The following is a 16,622-nucleotide window of genomic DNA, read 5'->3' as shown; positions in this document are numbered from 1 at the left end:
AACATCAACCTGGCGCAGCTTCGCGACGATCTCTTCGGGCTTGTGCTTCTTCTGGGGCATTCCAATGTCCTCTCCAACGGCTCACGAGCCTACTTCAGGGAGGACCACTTTTCAGGGGGCAGACCAATTGTCAGCAGGAGCGTGAAACTCTATTTCGGCCTCCCAGCCTTCAATGCTCTCCTCGCCCGGATCAGCGGCTGCAGCGGCGTCAGTGACCGGAGGCGGCGACACGGCTATTCTGGCCTGGAGGCTGGCAGCGATAACATGATGACCGCATCTTGTGGCCAGGTCGACGGCAGTGCATCCCTCAGTGTCCCTGAGGGACACATCAGCGCCCTCCAGGACGAGCAATTCGCAGATACCCGATCGACCATTGGTCGCGGCTATCATCAGTGGCGTTCTGCCGTTAGCGTCCCTTCCGTTTATAGGTGCGTGTCGACGAAGATGAAGCAGTACCGATGCTTCCTCGCCTTTTATCAGCGCCAGGCGAAACAGCGGTGAAATACTGACGAGCGGGGATGACAGCTCACGGACATGACCATTCACCGGAAGCGTCCATCACTTCTTGCCGCCACTGTTCTATGCACCTGACTCCCCCGTTTATATGCCCCCGACACATCTCTACATTGTAGAATTTAAAAAACAACGCGGCAGCACGCGGGGTGCTAATCGCTCGCGGACAGGTGGTTGAGTTGCGATGCCAGTCGGCGGAATATCCTGACGCAACCTTTACGGTTTACTGGCCGTACGAGGAGGATTGCCTGCACATGCTAGCGCCAAAGGAGTTCTCAAAGGGGCTGGCATGATCGTAAGTCCGTACCTGATTTAACTGTGTACGTTTCGCCGGACGGACCGGAAGCGGCGGAACATTTTGCGAACATGGCTTGCTGTCTGGGAAGATTTTTGCCAGTTTGGCAAAAAATGACCCAGAGAATGGCAGGTGATTCGTGCAGCAAGCGCAACCCGACGAGAACGAATTCAATCATTTGTGTCAGCGCGCCGGTCTCACATCAGCTGAGGCTGCATCCTTGATTTCAGTTTCCGATCGTACCGCCGCCCGCTATGTCAGCGGCGAGGGGCGCCCGACTGATCTCGCGCTTAGGGTGCTGAAAGACCTTGCCGATCGTAAATGTGTTGGCAAGGGGCCGATCTCGTTCCGGTTCATTGATCTGTTTGCCGGTATTGGTGGACTTCGCATCGGCTTTCAGGGCATTGGCGGACACTGCGTGTTTACGTCGGAGTGGGACCAGAATGCCCAGAAGACCTATGGCCTGAACTTCCGCGACAATCACCGGCTGGCTGGGGACGTCCGTGAATATTCGGAAAACCCTGATCTCATTCCCGAGCATGACATCTTGCTTGCCGGCTTCCCGTGCCAGCCATTCTCGATCGCGGGCGTTTCGAAGAAGAATGCACTTGGTCGGCCCCACGGTTTTCTATGTGATACGCAGGGCACACTCTTCTTTGATACGGCCCAAATCATTGCGCACCATCGACCTGCAGCTTTTGTGCTCGAAAACGTCAAGAACCTCGAAAGTCATGACAAGGGCCGGACGTTCGCCACGATTATCAATGTGCTCACGAACGAGCTTGGCTATCACGTTCAGACACGGGTGATCAGCTCCGAGCACTGGGTACCGCAGCGCCGCGAACGTATTTTCATTGTCGGTTTCCGTGAGCCGACCGACTTTGATCTGAATTCTCTCAAGCTTCCGGAGCATGGGCCAAGGCTTGGCAGCATTCTTGAGCCGCATGACGAGGTTGATCCGAAATACACCCTGACCCCACGTCTGTGGGAATACCTGCAGGCCTACAAGGAAAAGCACAATTCGAAAGGCAACGGATTCGGATACAGCCTGTTTGGCCCTGATGATGTGACGCGGACGCTCTCTGCCCGCTATTACAAGGACGGATCGGAAATTCTTGTCGCGCAACCCGGCAAACGGCCACGTAGACTGACGCCCCTGGAATGCGCCCGTCTGATGGGCTTTGACCGGGGCGATCGCCGCTGGAAAATACCGGTTTCAGATACCCAGGCCTACCGGCAATTTGGCAATGCCGTCGTCGTTCCGGTCGTAGAGTTTCTCGCGGACGCGATGAAGCCGTTCATCGAGTCCGCATTGCTGAGAGGTGCCGGTCGCTCATTGGCAGCACCGGTGACTGTAACCCGCCCCGATCGGGAGCCGATAAGCGCGCATGGCTGACATCGTCACGGCTGAAGTTCGCAGCCGGATGATGTCGGGTATCCGTGGTACCAACACGAAGCCGGAACTTCTGCTGCGCAAAGGGCTCCATGCATTGGGGTTTCGCTTCCGGCTGCATGATCGCTCGCTTCCCGGAAAGCCGGACATTGTCCTGCCGCGCTACAAGGCGGTTATATTTGCGCATGGCTGCTTCTGGCATGGCCACGATTGCCACCTGTTCAAATGGCCTTCAACTCGCCCGGAGTTCTGGCAGGCAAAAATAGCGCGCAATCGCGCCGTTGATGCGCGAACCGATGCAGCTCTATCGGAGGCAGGCTGGCGCCAGGCGATCGTGTGGGAGTGCGCCTTCAAGGGTAAGACGCGACTGCCCCTCGAGGACGTTATCCAGTCATGTGCCGAGTGGCTGAAGTCTGACCGGCCGCGACTGGAAATCAGGGGAGGATGAAATGCGCCGTGGGCTTTTGTCGGACCTGTTCACCGGGGTGGTCGCCAAGCGTCTGACGCTGGTGGAAACCATCACACACAAATCGAACCAGCATGAGTTTCAGGGCACGAGGCCTCTTCGCCGGCTTCTGGGCGACGATGATCGCAGAGGCATAGCAACACGCTTCATCTGGATTTCCGGTGAGCAGGAGGCTCTTGCTGAAGAAGGCTTCATGAGCTGGTCGAACGTCCGCAAGGGAAAACCGCGCGCTCCGGAGTATCATCTCTACTATTCCTCCAACGCCGTCACCGAGTTGATGCAGCCCGGTGACATGCTGTTTCTGGCGTTGCAGAGAGATGGATCGATCCTCGTCGTCGTCACACCCTCTGCCACGATCCAGAATCAGCTTCTTTGGTTGTTTGCGATGGAGGAGCAGCCGGAATTCGCCTTCGCGTTCCAGGAAGTCGACGCTACTCATAATGCCGAACTGGATTTCTCCGCCCGCTATATACTGGATGAGCTGGGGATCGAGCCGGAAGAACCGGAGGCCGACCGGCTTGACAGTCTGATTGAACGGTTCGGTTTCGACTTCCCGAAAACGCGCGAGTTTTCGGAGCTTGCACGGACATCGATGCCGGAGGTTTCTGCTGCCGATGACCCGGATCTTGCACTGATCTCATGGATGGATCGCGAGGAGCAGCTGTTCAAGAGGCTGGAGCGTCGTATCGTTGCCGCACGCATTGGCCGCGGCTTCGGTGCGACTGGCGATGCTGACGTTGAGGGATTTCTGGCGTTTTCGTTGAGCGTTCAGAACCGACGGAAGGCGCGGGCGGGGCAGGCACTTGAACATCATCTTGAGGCAGTTTTTGCCGCCCAGCAAATCCGATACGTTCGGGGCGCCGAGACAGAGAACCGGAACAAGCCGGATTTTCTTTTCCCGGGGCAGGAAGAGTACCGTGATCCGCTTTATCCGGACGCGAGGCTCACCATGCTTGGTGCCAAGTCGACGCTGAAGGATCGCTGGCGCCAGGTATTGTCAGAGGCTGTCCGGATCCCGGAAAAACACCTTCTGACTCTTGAGCCTGGGATATCGGAAAACCAGACTGACGAGATGCAGGTCAAAAAACTTCAGCTCGTCGTACCACGGCGGTTGCACAACACCTATCGGCTGACACAACAGGCGTGGCTGATGGATGTTGCCGGCTTTATCTCTGTGGTGCGATCCCGTCAGGAAACCTGATCATCTCCAGGGTTCCTGTCAGCTCAGGTGTTTCGACTGCTCACACAATTCGACCCGCGCCGGCTGAAGCGCCGGGTATAAGGAGCGTGACAAACGGGGCCAGTCGGTCCGGCGTCTCTGCCGACCGCTATGCTGACGCTCCTGCGGCTGACCCGGTTCTATCTGTCACGTGTCGAGAACTCCCGAAATCCCGCTCCAAAGCGGCGCTATGCTGATTTCTCCGGTATTCTTCATTGTTCGTCTGAACGACCACCGGCTGGCGGTCGAGGCAATCTCAATCGAGCTGCCATTCGCGCGAAACGGATGAAAGTAGCGAGCATAGGCTATGGCTCTTGCATCGCCGGCGGCTGAAAGGCCGGGGCCGTGATCGGGTTTATCGGCATGGCGCAGGATGAGTACTGTGGCGTCGGCGAGATTGCCCGCAGGCTGCCGTGCCGCGACGGGCAGCACCATCAGGGATAAGGCGAGCAATGCAATCACCAGCTTGCAAGGTGTTGGGATCTTCGTCATCGCAGTTCACCTCCGGCGAGAAGGACACCCCGCCCCAGTCGTGATCCTGGAACTTGGCGATGTCCGTGATCTCGTGCGCTGCAATCAGGTGGGCTGTCATGTGAACCTCAACAGCGTCGCCGCCGTGTGCGGCGGATTTCCGCTGGGTTGCCAGCGAACAGCCGCCGATGATTGGCGGCGCCCGCCTAAAGTGGCAGCGGCCTGCCGGCCTGCTCGGCGACCAAGTACTCAGCGCACCAGATCGGCCAATTCTCATCACGCTGGCCCCCACGGTCAATCTCGTTGTCTATGGCTTCCACGTTCCTGGTTGGGCCGGAGCTGCGACCGGCCTTCACCGCTCTATCTATCCTTGGCACTGCTGATTGCGTTCTCCCGCGTATAGGCTGCGCCTTCCGCTTCCGGCCATGCCAGTCCGCAATCGCCCAAGTCGGCCGTTCCGGCCGACTTGGGCGATTGCCAAGAAAGAAACACGGAAATCCTTTAGAACTTCCCGTTCTGATTCTTCCATTCCGATTGCGCAGGAATGGCCTCGATCGTGTCCCAGTGTTCGACGATCTTGCCGTCCTTGACGCGGAAGAGGTCGTAGAAAGAGGTATGCTTGCCGGCAAAGCTGCCCTCGCTCGCGGTCAGCACGAAATTGCCCTTGCCTAGAACCTGGTGAACCTTGTCGTATTTCATGGTGACCCCGGCGGCGGCCATGGCCTTCAACGCCTCGCCCAGACCAGACAGCCCATCGGCGATCTGGGGATTGTGCTGGGTGTAGGCATCGCCCTCGATGTAGGCGCCAAGCTTTTCCATGCGCCCGTTGACGAGAATGTCGTCGACGAAGGCGGCGACGAGCGTCTTGTTGCTTGCGGTTTTGTCGAGATCTGCCGCTTCGGTCGGCCCGTCCGTCATGCTGTGGCCGCTCGGATTGGGACCGGCCGTCTCCTGGAGATTGTCCCAATGCTCGACGATCCTGCCGTTCTCGAAGCGGAAGATATCGAAGCCGATCTTCGGCCCGAAGAAATCGTAGTCGGTGTGGGCGAACACGTAGTCGGCGTCCTGGAAGACACGCATGGTATTCACCTTTGCCGACCCCTTCGGCAGCGCGGCGAGAAGTGCGCCCAAACCCTGCAGGCCGTCTGCGGCCGAAAGATTGTGCTGGATGTATTTTTCCGGGTTGATGACGGCAACCGGCTCGGATGCACCCGTTTCGATGGTCTTGAGAAGGTCGACGACCTGTTGTTCCTGCGTGGTCATTTTGGTCTCCGTTTGTGCGAATGCGTTAGGGGTGGTCGGGCCTGCTGCGATGGGCAGAAGCGCTGTGGCGGCAAGAAGCAAGCTATGGGCGAGGGCACGGTGTGTAACCTTTTTTGTAACAGACAAGTATGTAACTAATACGGTCACATATACCTGTAAAGGGGCTCACGGAGATAATCGCGTCTCCGCGTTCAGCGTGCGAGATTGGCTTTCGAAACGTCCTGTGCCATGTCCGCTATCGTCGTGCGGGCAAGCTCGGCCTCCATGGCCTTTTCAACGTCGGAAAGATGACTGCGCAGGACGCCATTGATCTGCCTTCCGACCGGGCATTGCGGGTTCGGTTCCTGGTGCAGCGGGAAAATCGTGCTGTCCTCGTCGACGGCGCGGTGTACATCGAGAAGCGTGATGCGGTTGCCAGGCCGCGCAAGCAATGCTCCGCCCCCGGTGCCCATTTGCGACGTCGTCAGCCCCGCCTTGGCAAGTTGGGACAGCAATCGCCGAATGAGCGTCGGGTTGGTGCTCACGCTGGAGGCGACGAGTTCGGATGTAGCGGGCCGTCCGTCCTGCGTCTGAAGAAATGTCAGGATGTGGGTGGCGACGGCAAAACGGGTGTTCATCAAGCGTCCTCTGTATGTGCGTGATATAGGCACATATGATGCCGAAGCCAATCCTTTCAGCCCCAGGCACGTCAGGGCCAGTCGTGGTAGTCCGAGGATGTCTGTATCGGCGCGTCGCTGGTCTTCTTGATCGCCATCGCCCGGTATCGCGCCGGCGACATGCCGGTCTTGCGTTTGAAGAAATGGCTGAAATTGCCCGGATCGCGAAAACCCAGGCTGTAGGAGATCTCCTGCACGTCGCGGGCGGATCGTTCGAGCCGCTGCTTGGCCTCCTGAACGAGGCGGTCATGCACGAGTTCGATCGGCGAGCGCGACAGCGTGCGCTGGCAGATGGCATGGAGGCGGTCGGTGGTTATGCCGAGTTCGGCCGCATAATCGCTAATGCTGCGATGCCGTCGGAAGCTGATTTCCACCGACTGGCGGAAGCGTTGGAGGATCGAGCCGGCGCTGGCACGCTGCTCCCCCGCCGCAGGTGATCGTTGCAGCCGCCAGACGGTCATCAGGATCAGCCGCATATAGGCCGAGATTACCATACGCGAGGCGCGGCCGTCCGTCGCCAGTTCGGCAAGAGCGCCTTCGAACAGCGGTATCATCTCGCGCAGGCTGGTGGGTTCCAGCGCGTCGTTCACCGAAAAGCCGGCCGAAAACACCCTCAGTGCGGCCGACTCGGCATGTTCGCCGATCGCTTCGCCGAGGATCTCGGGCGATGCGCCGAAGAGATAGCCGCGGCTGCCCGCCGCCACCGTGATCGTCTCTTCCGCGCTCGGCGGAAACAAGGCGATGGCAGGGCCGACGATAGTTGCCGGACCCTCGCTCCGCGCGAGGTGGATGTTACCGCTCGTGAGCAGCAGCGCGTGATGGAACCAACGCTGCGCTGGCCTTCCGATGCGGAGGACGCGGGACTGGATGGCGGGCTCGATCGCCTCACTGCGGGCATCGTGATGGATGGCTGGATCGGTATGCATGAGGCACCAAGACCAGAAAATCACAATTAATGGCCAGAAAATCACATTCTCATTTTCGATGCAAGGCGTAGCATTTCCATCAAGAGCCTTTGGGAGGGGGCAGACATGGCGGCTTTGGGTAGTTCTCGCAGCATGTGCCTGTCGTTCGACAGGCCGGACAGTGTTTCCCCGGCGCCAGTCCGCAGGGTGTCGATGCTGATCGGCGGGCGCGATGCCGACGCCGCCAATTCGGCGACCTTCGATCGCTTCAGCCCGGTCAGCGGCGATCTCGTGACCGTCGCGGCTGCAGCGACCGCCGCGGATGCAGCAACCGCAGCCGATGCGGCGGCCGCTGCCTTTCCCGACTGGTCGCAGACGAGCCCTGGTTATCGCCGCGAGCTGCTGGAGCGCGCCGCGCAACTGCTTGTTGCCCGCGAACACGACTTCATGGCTGCGATGATGGCCGAGACCGGCGCGACACGCGACTGGAGCGCATTCAATGTCGCGCTTTCGGCAAAAATCTTCTCCGAGACCGCTGCCATGACGACGCAGATCGGCGGGCATGTCATTCCGACCGATGGTCCGGGTAAGACATCGATGGCCTTTCGCCAGCCGGCTGGCGTGTGCCTGGCGATTGCGCCTTGGAATGCCCCCGTCATCCTGGGCGTTCGCTCGATCGCCATGGCACTTGCCTGCGGCAATACGGTGGTGCTCAAGTCGTCGGAACTCTGCCCTGCAACCCATAGGCTGATCGGCGACGTGCTCACCGAGGCCGGTTTTCCGGAAGGCGTGCTCAATATCGTTTCGAATGCGCCGGCCGATGCTTCCGCGATCGTCGAGACGCTGATCGCGCATCCGGTCGTCCGCCGGATCAATTTCACCGGCTCGACCCGCGTCGGCCGGATCATCGCCCAGACCGCCGCCAAGCATCTCAAACGCTGCCTGCTGGAACTCGGTGGCAAGGCCGCCTTCATCGTCATGGACGATGCCGATCTCGACCTCGCCGTCAGTGCCGCGGCCTTCGGCGCCTATTTTAACCAGGGCCAGATCTGCATGTCGACCGAGCGCATCATCGTCATGGACGAGATTGCGGACGCCTTTGTCGAGAAGTTCCTCGCCAAGGCAAGGACATTGCGCGCTGGTGATCCGGTTCAAGGCGACCTGCCGCTCGGGGCGCTGGTGACGGCGGAATCCGCGCGCCGCGTGCGTGGCCTGATCGATGATGCCGTAGCCAAGGGAGCGGCCTTGCTCACTGGCGGCGACAATCGCGACGCTTTCATGGATGCCACGGTCATCGACCACGTCACGCGTTCGATGCGCATCTACCGCGAAGAGAGTTTCGGCCCGGTTGCATCGATCATCCGCGTCGGCTCGGTCGATGAGGCCGTGACGGTCGCCAACGATTGTGAATACGGCCTTTCGGGCGCGGTCTTCAGCCGCGACATAGGCCGGGCTCTCGACGTCGCCCGGCGGATCGAGACCGGCATTTGCCACATCAATTCGGCGACGGTGTGCGACGAGCCGCAGATACCGTTCGGCGGCGTCAAGGCGAGCGGCTACGGCAAATTCGGCGGACCCGCGGCGCTCGACGAATTCACGGAACTGCGCTGGATCACGATATCCGGCGACAACCAGGAATATCCGATCTGAGACAGGGAGAGACGGATCGGGGGTTTTGACCAAGGGAGGATGCAATGACGAAGAAAGAGAAGCCAAACGGCCTGACCCGGCGCGAACTGCTGGCGACGGCGGGCGCCGCCACTGCCGCTATGACGATGGGCATCAGGCCGGCCTTCGCGACCGATACACTCAAGGTGGGCTTCATCAGCCCGCGCACTGGTCCCCTCGCGGGCTTCGGCGAAACGGACGGATACGTCCTCGAGGTGGTGCGCAAGGCGCTCGCCAACGGCATCGATATCGCGGGCAAGACCTACGCCGTCGAGATCCTCGATCAGGATACGCAATCCGATCCATCGCGCGCCGGCCAGCTCGCCAAGGACCTGATCAACAACCAGGCGATCGATCTGATGCTGGTGGTTTCGACGCCCGAGACGATCAATCCCGTGGCCGATGCCTGCGAAGCCGCTGGTGTGCCCTGCCTTTCGACCGTCATGCCGTGGGAGGCCTGGTATTTCGGTCGCGGCGCAAAGCCAGGCGAGCCCTCGCCGTTCAAATGGACCTACCATTTCGGCTTCGGCGTCGGCGAATTCCACAAGACCTATGTGTCGCAGTGGAAGCTGATCGAGACCAATCGCAAGGTCGGCGTCATGTATCCGAACGATGCCGACGGCAACGCGATCCGCGCCAATCTCGCGCCGCTGCTGCAGAAGGACGGCTTCACGATCGTCGATCCGGGCGCCTATGAGACCGGCACCACGGATTTCTCCAGCCAGATCGCGCTTTTCAAGCAGGAAGGCGTCGAGATCATCAACACCTTCCCCATTCCGCCGGATTTCGCCACCTTCTGGCGTCAGGCGGCGCAGCAGGGACTGCACAGGCAGGTCAAGATCGTTCAGGTCGCCAAGACGGGCCTGTTCCCGTCAGGCGTGGAGGCTCTCGGCAATCTCGGCATCAAACTCGGAAGCGCCGCCTACTGGCACAAGGCGTTCCCGTACAAGTCCTCGGTTGCCGGCGTCAGCGGCACCGAGCTGGCCGATGGTTATGAGGCCGCTTCGGGCAAGCAGTGGACGCAGCAGCTCGGCGCGACGCTCTCGCTGTTCGATGCCGGCTTCGACGCACTGAAGAAGACCCCGGATCCGAAGAGCAAGGAAGCCGTCGCCAAGTCCCTCTCGACGCTCAACACTGTGACCATCGCCGGCAAGGTAGATTTCACCTCCGGCCCTGTCCCCAACGTTTCCCCCGGCCCGATCATCGGCACCCAATGGGTGAAGGCGGCGGAAGGCGCAAAATTCCCGCTCGACTACGTGGTGACGGAAAATGCGACCGATCCGAACGTGCCGGTCGGAGCAACGCTCCTGTCGTACAACGGATAGGCGCCATGTCGGTGGACAGCGGAGATGGAGCCGGCGCAAGCCGGTTTTCGGGAAGCGGCATCACCAAGCGGTTCGGCGCCCTTGCTGTGCTGGAGAGTGTCGATTTCTCCATGGGAATGGACGAGGCAGTGGGCATCGTCGGCCCGAACGGCGCCGGCAAGACGACGCTGCTTGCGACGCTTTCAGGCGCCTATCAGCCAAGCGCCGGCGCGGTGACCTTCGGCGGACACGACGTGACGCGGCTTCCGGCCGCGGCCCGTTGCCGCCTCGGCCTGGTGCGCACGCACCAAGTTCCCAAGCCATTTTCCGGCATGACCACCTTCGAGAATGTCTATGTCGCGGCGGCGCATGGCGACGTGCGCAGCCGCGACGAGGCCTATGAGCGTGCGATCGATGCGCTGAACCTGTGCGGCATGCTTGCCGTGGCCAACCGGCAGGCCGAAACACTCGGCCTTCTGGATCGCAAGCGGTTGGAGCTTGCCCGCGCACTCGCAACCGGGCCCAAGGTCATCCTGCTCGATGAGATCGGCGGCGGGTTGACGGACTCCGAGGCGCAGGAACTGGTGCAGACGATCCAGGAACTGCGTCGGCGCGGCATCGGTATCGTCTGGATCGAGCATATCGTCCACGTGCTTCTTCAAGTCGTGGAACGGCTAATCTGCATGGATGCAGGGCGCATCATTGCCGATGGGGAGCCGCAGGCGGTGATGTCCGACCCCGAGGTGGTTCGTGCCTATCTCGGAGGAAGCACGCAATGACGATGGCGATCGAGAAACTGACGGTGCGTCATGGCCTGCTCGAGGCGGTTCGTGGCCTCACGCTTAGTGTGGCGAAGGGCGAGACGCTGGCGCTGGTTGGCGCCAACGGCGCGGGCAAGACGACGCTTTTGCGCACGCTCGCGGGCGCCCACCCCGCTCATGGCGGGTCTATCGTCATCAATGGCGAGGACGTGACGCGTCTTCCAGCCCATCAGCGAGTTCGCCGCGGCATCGCGCTGGTGCCGGAAGGTCGCAAGATGTTCGCCTCGATGACCGTGGCCGAAAACCTGAAGCTCGGGGCGATGGCAGGCCGCAAGGGCGAATGGTCGATCGACCGCGTCGTCGACATCTTTCCCAATCTCAGGAAACGCCTCGACCACAAGACCGGTCACCTGTCCGGCGGCGAGCAACAGGCAACCGCTATAGGCCGCGCATTGATGAGCAATCCCGAAATATTGCTACTTGACGAAGTCTCGCTCGGCCTCTCGCCGCTGATCGTCGACCGCGTCTATGCCTCGCTCGACGGGCTGATGAAGTCGGGCACCACGATCATCCTGGTCGAGCAGGATCTGGCCCGCGCCATGGGTGTCGCCGACCGGGTCATCTGCATGCTGGAGGGCAGGGCGGTGCTGGAAGGTTACGCGAAGGATCTGACGCGCGACCAGGTGACGGAGGCCTATTTCGGCCTGCATCGAACGAAGGCGGGGAGGGTGCCGGCATGACGAACCAGATCGTCCAGGGGATCCTGCTCGGGGGATATTACGCGCTGATCGCGTGCGGCCTGTCCTTCATGTTCTCGGTCATGCGCATCATCAATCTCGCGCATGGCAGCCTGGCGGTGGCCGCCGCCTATCTGATCTTCGTGCTTTCGGAGCGGGCGCAACTGCCGCTTTGGGCCTGCTTCATCGTTGCCGTGGCGGTCATGGCCGTGGCCGGCTGGCTGATCCAGCGCCTCATACTTGATCGCAGCGCGCGCGGCGGGCAGCTGCTGCCGATCCTCTCCACCTTCGGCCTGTCTATGGTGATCGAAAACGCGCTCTTCGAACAGTTCGGCGCCGACACCCGTTCGCTGGCCAGTGCGATCGGCGATCTGTCCTGGGATAGCTGGGAACTTCCCGGCGGGCTTTATGTCGGCAAGCTGCCGGTGCTGATCTTCGTCACCGCGGTCGTGCTGCTGGCCGGCCTGCAGTTGATGCTCAGCTACACCCGCATCGGCAGAGCGATCCGCGCCACCGCGGAGGATCCCGACACCGCCGGGCTCGTCGGCATCGACGCGCGGCGGGTGAATGCGGTCGCCGCGGCGATTACACTAGTCACCGTGACGATCGCGGGCATGTTCCTTGGCATGCGCGCCACCTTCGAGCCCTACTCCGGGGCTCCGCAACTGCTTTTCGCCTTTGAGGCATCTGTGATCGGCGGCGCGGGCTCTCTTTGGGGCACGCTGGCCGGCGGCATCATCCTCGGCCTTGCCCAGACGTGCGGGGCATCGCTTCATCCGCTCGGCTTCCTGATCGCGGGGCATGGCGTCTTTCTGATCATCCTGTTTGCGCGACTCATGTTTCCGGATCTCGCCTCCATGCCGGCCCGGTTGATCAGGCGGGGAGCTGCCGCATGAGCCTTGTTGTCTCGCCTTCAATGGTCCAGCGCTGGACTCGCTTGTCCCGGCGCGCGGCCGCGGCAGTGGTGATCGTGCTACTCGGCCTCGCCGTTCTGCCCGGCGTGCTTGGCGCCGGCGCCATCGATCGGCTTGCCGCGCTGTTCGTCTATGTCATTATGGCCGCGATGTGGAATGCGCTGGCCGGCTATGGCGGCCTGGTCTCGGTCGGCCAGCAGATGTTCTTCGGGCTCGGGGCCTATTTCACGGTGCGTCTCGCCGAGACTGGGCTCGATCCCTTCGTGGCGATGGGCATGGCAAGCCTTCTAGTCGCGGTGGTTTCCTACCCACTGTCGCTCGTGATGCTGCGGCTCAAGGGCGGCGAGTTCGCCATCGGCATGTGGGTCGTCTCCGCACTCACCCATCTGATGGTCAACCTTGACGGGCTGATCCAGGGCGAGACCGGCCGCTCGCTGATCTCACTCAATGCCTATGCGCCCGGCGCGCGGCGCGACATCATCTACTGGCTCGCGCTGGTCGCCATGACCGGATTGCTCGGCGGACTGTTCGCCCTGTTGCGCAACCGCACGGGCGCTTCGATCCAGGCCATCCGCGACAACGAGGAGGCGGCCGGATCGCTCGGCATCGACGTGACCCGCACCAAGCGGCTGATCTTCGTGCTGGCGGCCTTCGGCATAGGTGTGGCGGGTGCGCTCTGGTTAGCGAGCGCCACCACCTTTCAGCCCAAGACCTATTTCTCCGTGCAATGGACGGCCTACATGATCTTCATGGTCCTGGTCGGCGGCATCGGCCGATTTGAAGGCGCGATTCTCGGCGCCGTGATCTTCTTCCTCATCGAGACATGGTTCGGCGCACTCGGCGTCTGGTATCTGATCGGCCTCGGCGTCGTTGCTCTTCTGTTCTCGCTCTTCATGCCGCTCGGCCTTTGGGGCGCGATCGAAACCCGTTTCGGGGTCTCCTTGATGCCGGTCGGATACCGGCTGGAGATCCCGCCCCAGTCCAGAAAGGATTAAGGCATGCTCAACGGCAAGACCATCGTCATCACCGGCGTATCGTCCGGCATTGGCGCCCGCACGGCGGAACTGGCGATCGCTCAAGGGGCGGACGTCATCGGCATCGATATGCGCGATCCGCCAGCCGCGCAGGGCGCATTTCTCAAGGGCGATCTCTCTGACCCGGAGGGCATTGCGGCGATCGTCAGGCAACTGCCGCAGCGCGTCGATGCGCTTTTGAACGTCGCCGGCGTCTCCGGCACAGGCGGCGCCGCCGTTACGTTGGCCATCAACTTCTATGGTCTGAGACTGCTGACCGAGAGCCTTGCACCGCGCATTCGCGAAGGCGGTGCCGTCGTCAACGTTGCATCAATAGCCGGCTATGGATGGCGCGCCAACCTGGCGCGCGCCAAGGCGCTGGTCGGCGTGCCCGGCTTTCCGGATGTCGCCAAGATTCTGGCGGACAACGGCGTGCCGAACGAGATCGGCTATCCCCTTTCGAAGGAACTCCTCATTCTCTGGACCCAGATTGCTGCGCATCAACCGCTGTTCAAGCAACGGGGCATTCGCGTCAATGCCGTAAGCCCGGGTCCGGTCGAAACGCCCATTCTCACGCAGTTCCGCACCGTGCTGGGCGATGCGAAGGTCGATTCCGACATCAGCCGCACCGGGCGGGCGGGCACCGCCTCCGACATCGCGCCCGCGATCCTGTTCGCCGCCTCGGACGCGGCGCGCTGGATCAACGGGGCAAACCTGGCCGCCGATGGCGGCCTCGAGGCGTCGATCAATGCCGACGTTATCGGCTTCTAGGAGAGAGTAATGACGATTGACATTCAACAGATCATTGGCGGCAAATTCGTCGGCGCGAAATCCGGAAAGACGTTCGACAGGCTCGATCCGTTTACCGGCCAGGTGGCGACACGATCGCCCGCATCGGGGCTCGACGACGTGGCGGCAGCGGTTGCGGCTGCGCAAGCCGCCTTTCCGGCTTGGTCAAAGGCCGGTCCCAGCGAACGCCGCGCCCTGTTGAACCGGGCCGCGGACGTGCTTGCCGCCAAGGTCGGCGACTTCACGCAGCTTATGATCGCCGAGACCGGGGGCACGGCCCCCTGGGCCGGCTTCAACACCATGCTGGCGGCAAACATGCTGCGCGAGGCCGCCAGTATGACCACCCAGATTCAGGGCGAGATCATTCCCTCCGACAAGCCCGGCACGCTTTCCATGGGGATACGCCAGCCGGCCGGCGTCTGCCTCGGCATCGCGCCGTGGAACGCGCCCGTCATATTGGGGGTGCGTGCGATCGCGATGGCGCTCGCCTGCGGCAACACCGTCATCCTCAAGGCGTCCGAAGCGTGCCCCGGCATTCACGTGACCATCGGCAAGGTCTTCGTCGAGGCCGGTTTTCCGGATGGGGTCGTCAATGTGATCACCAATGCGCCTGAGGATGCCGCGGCCGTGGTCGAGGCGTTGATTTCCGCGCCAGCGGTCAGGCGCGTGAACTTCACGGGTTCGACAAGGGTCGGCCGGGTCATCGGCGAGCTTTCCGCCCGGCATCTGAAGCCCGCCTTACTCGAACTGGGTGGAAAGGCGCCGATGATCGTGCTCGACGATGCCGATATCGACGCCGCGGTCAATGGCGCGATTTTTGGCGCCTTTGCCAATATGGGCCAGATCTGCATGTCGACCGAGCGGTTGATCGTGCACGAGAAGGTGGCGGACGAATTCGTCTCGAAGCTTGCCGCACGCGCCGGAAAGCTCCCCGCGGGCGACCCGCGGGGCCAGGTCGTCCTCGGTTCGCTCGTCAGCCCCGAGGCGGCACAGAAGATGGACGGCCTGATCGCCGACGCCAGGGACAAGGGCGCCAGGCTTGCCGCAGGCGGAGCCAGAACGGGCAGCGTGGTCCAGGCCACAGTGCTCGACGATGTCAGGCCCGGCATGCGTATCTATGACGAGGAGAGCTTCGGCCCTGTGAAGCCCGTAATCCGGGTGAAGGACGAGGACGAGGCCGTCGCGATCGCCAACGACACGGAATATGGCCTCTCCGCATCCGTCTACAGCCGCGACATCCAGCGCGCCATGGCGGTGGCGGCCCGCATCGAGAGCGGAATTTGCCACATCAACGGACCGACGGTGCATGACGAAGCACAAATGCCGTTCGGCGGGGTCAAAAGCTCCGGCTACGGTCGCTTCGGCGGCAAGGCCGCGATCGCCGAATTCACCGATCTCCGCTGGATCACGGTCGAGGACCCCCATCAGCACTATCCTTTCTGAAAACGCGGAGAAACGGGGGCTGACGTCGTAGGCGGGCGCGCACGTCAGATCAGATGCGCCAGAACCATTATCTCAGCAATCGGATCGAGCAGGATCATCGGCTCATCAAGCGGAGTGCGATCGATGCCGGGTCTCAAATGTTTGCAACAGCAACCATCACATTGGCGAGCATCGAGATGGTTCACACAAGGCGCAAGCGGCTGAGCCACTTTGTCTTCAACCCAGCGTCACCCCTCTGGGAACGATTCGAGGCAATCGCAGGCTTCCCGACTCGCGCTGGTTGCGAATCGAGTGGGGCGGGCTGTTGAGTAGCTGGCAGTGCAGAAGCGGTCGGGCTCCAGAACCGAAAGACGGGTTTTCTGTGCGATTCTGCGGGAATCGGCGTGTCTGTAAGGAAGCCGGGCACCGGCGTGCTCCGCGTTCCTGGCGTACTCTCCGCCGTTTCGGCGCCGGCCGCGTCCGATGGATTGCAAAGAATCCCGCGCGAGGAGGGTGGCGAGTCGGGCTTTGGGGCCTGATTCCGGGCCTGTTTGGGCTTCTTTGGGTGTCCGCTGGGTGCGGGATCAGGGGCGGGTCTGGAATCCGGGAGGCGCGGCGCTCGAGCTTCCGCAGGGATCTGCGGGGTTTGGTGGTTTGTGTCGTAAAAAGTTCAAACGGGGTGCAAATTGGCGTTGACAGTTTGGGAGGGTGGGGCCTATATACGCCTCAACAACGAGGGCGGTGCGCCGCTGGCGGCGAGGAAGTTCGCTTCTGAGAAGCCCTGGTTGACGAAATCAAGCGAGCCGCGTGAGCGACCTCGGATGGCCCCTGGA

16 protein-coding genes are annotated in these 16,622 nt (G+C 61.8%); 11 read left to right on the top strand and 5 right to left on the bottom strand.

Features of this window, described 5'->3' with window-relative positions:
• Window positions 1-111: 111 nt before the first annotated feature.
• Complete coding sequence (locus tag C7I85_RS32440) at window positions 112-546, bottom strand: ankyrin repeat domain-containing protein (protein WP_106727613.1); 435 nt, start codon at window positions 544-546, stop codon at window positions 112-114.
• A 401-nt stretch (window positions 547-947) separates the two neighbouring features.
• Here C7I85_RS32440 and dcm point away from each other — a divergent pair, with 401 nt between their 5' ends.
• From dcm to C7I85_RS29790, 3 genes are read left to right on the top strand one after another with little or no spacing between them, the layout of a single operon-like run.
• Window positions 948-2,204, top strand: coding sequence for a DNA (cytosine-5-)-methyltransferase (gene dcm / locus C7I85_RS29800; protein ID WP_106727612.1), 1,257 nt, complete (start codon window positions 948-950; stop codon window positions 2,202-2,204).
• On the top strand, window positions 2,197-2,649 hold the full coding sequence (locus tag C7I85_RS29795; protein ID WP_106727611.1) for a very short patch repair endonuclease: 453 nt from the start codon (window positions 2,197-2,199) through the stop codon (window positions 2,647-2,649). The genes dcm and C7I85_RS29795 overlap by 8 nt, the downstream gene beginning before the upstream one ends.
• A gap of 1 nt (window position 2,650) precedes the next feature.
• Window positions 2,651-3,868: a type II restriction endonuclease gene (locus tag C7I85_RS29790; RefSeq protein ID WP_106727610.1), complete on the top strand. Its 1,218-nt coding sequence runs from the start codon at window positions 2,651-2,653 to the stop codon at window positions 3,866-3,868.
• Window positions 3,869-4,033: 165 nt separating this feature from the next.
• On the opposite strand, the gene C7I85_RS29785 is transcribed toward C7I85_RS29790, so the two are convergent.
• The 4 genes from C7I85_RS29785 to C7I85_RS29765 all read right to left on the bottom strand — a co-directional run bounded on the left by C7I85_RS29785 (window position 4,034) and on the right by C7I85_RS29765 (window position 7,202).
• Window positions 4,034-4,378 (bottom strand): hypothetical protein, encoded by a 345-nt coding sequence (locus C7I85_RS29785; RefSeq protein ID WP_106727609.1) that lies wholly within the window; start codon window positions 4,376-4,378, stop codon window positions 4,034-4,036.
• 480 nt (window positions 4,379-4,858) lie between these two features.
• Window positions 4,859-5,620, bottom strand: coding sequence for a nuclear transport factor 2 family protein (locus C7I85_RS29775; RefSeq protein WP_106727608.1), 762 nt, complete (start codon window positions 5,618-5,620; stop codon window positions 4,859-4,861).
• A gap of 191 nt (window positions 5,621-5,811) precedes the next feature.
• On the bottom strand, window positions 5,812-6,237 hold the full coding sequence (locus tag C7I85_RS29770; protein ID WP_106727607.1) for an Rrf2 family transcriptional regulator: 426 nt from the start codon (window positions 6,235-6,237) through the stop codon (window positions 5,812-5,814).
• A 71-nt stretch (window positions 6,238-6,308) separates the two neighbouring features.
• On the bottom strand, window positions 6,309-7,202 hold the full coding sequence (locus C7I85_RS29765) for a helix-turn-helix domain-containing protein (RefSeq protein WP_106727606.1): 894 nt from the start codon (window positions 7,200-7,202) through the stop codon (window positions 6,309-6,311).
• A 132-nt stretch (window positions 7,203-7,334) separates the two neighbouring features.
• Between C7I85_RS29765 and C7I85_RS29760 the strand changes: the two genes are divergently transcribed.
• From C7I85_RS29760 to C7I85_RS29725, 8 genes are all read left to right on the top strand, one after another.
• A complete protein-coding gene (locus C7I85_RS29760; protein WP_428832935.1) occupies window positions 7,335-8,831 on the top strand; it encodes an aldehyde dehydrogenase in 1,497 nt (498 codons plus the stop codon).
• 119 nt (window positions 8,832-8,950) lie between these two features.
• Window positions 8,951-10,174, top strand: coding sequence for an ABC transporter substrate-binding protein (locus C7I85_RS29755; protein WP_428832934.1), 1,224 nt, complete (start codon window positions 8,951-8,953; stop codon window positions 10,172-10,174).
• Between the two features lie 5 nt (window positions 10,175-10,179).
• Window positions 10,180-10,932 (top strand): ABC transporter ATP-binding protein, encoded by a 753-nt coding sequence (locus C7I85_RS29750; RefSeq protein ID WP_106727603.1) that lies wholly within the window; start codon window positions 10,180-10,182, stop codon window positions 10,930-10,932.
• Window positions 10,929-11,654: an ABC transporter ATP-binding protein gene (locus C7I85_RS29745; protein WP_106727602.1), complete on the top strand. Its 726-nt coding sequence runs from the start codon at window positions 10,929-10,931 to the stop codon at window positions 11,652-11,654. The genes C7I85_RS29750 and C7I85_RS29745 overlap by 4 nt, the downstream gene beginning before the upstream one ends.
• Window positions 11,651-12,547 carry a branched-chain amino acid ABC transporter permease gene (locus C7I85_RS29740; RefSeq protein ID WP_106727601.1) on the top strand — a complete coding sequence of 299 codons (897 nt, stop codon included), beginning with the start codon at window positions 11,651-11,653 and terminating at the stop codon, window positions 12,545-12,547. The genes C7I85_RS29745 and C7I85_RS29740 overlap by 4 nt, the downstream gene beginning before the upstream one ends.
• Window positions 12,544-13,560, top strand: coding sequence for a branched-chain amino acid ABC transporter permease (locus tag C7I85_RS29735; RefSeq protein WP_106727600.1), 1,017 nt, complete (start codon window positions 12,544-12,546; stop codon window positions 13,558-13,560). Before C7I85_RS29740 ends, C7I85_RS29735 begins: the two co-directional genes overlap by 4 nt.
• A gap of 3 nt (window positions 13,561-13,563) precedes the next feature.
• On the top strand, window positions 13,564-14,349 hold the full coding sequence (locus C7I85_RS29730; RefSeq protein WP_106727599.1) for a coniferyl-alcohol dehydrogenase: 786 nt from the start codon (window positions 13,564-13,566) through the stop codon (window positions 14,347-14,349).
• A gap of 9 nt (window positions 14,350-14,358) precedes the next feature.
• Window positions 14,359-15,810 (top strand): aldehyde dehydrogenase, encoded by a 1,452-nt coding sequence (locus C7I85_RS29725; RefSeq protein ID WP_106727598.1) that lies wholly within the window; start codon window positions 14,359-14,361, stop codon window positions 15,808-15,810.
• Window positions 15,811-16,622 lie beyond the last annotated feature (812 nt).

It is taken from the genome of Pseudaminobacter soli (ex Li et al. 2025), from assembly GCF_003012705.1.
In the GTDB taxonomy this organism is placed as follows: domain Bacteria; phylum Pseudomonadota; class Alphaproteobacteria; order Rhizobiales; family Rhizobiaceae; genus Pseudaminobacter; species Pseudaminobacter soli.
The sequence above is the reverse complement of the archived record's forward strand: the minus strand, read 5'-3'. Positions and strand labels throughout refer to the sequence as shown.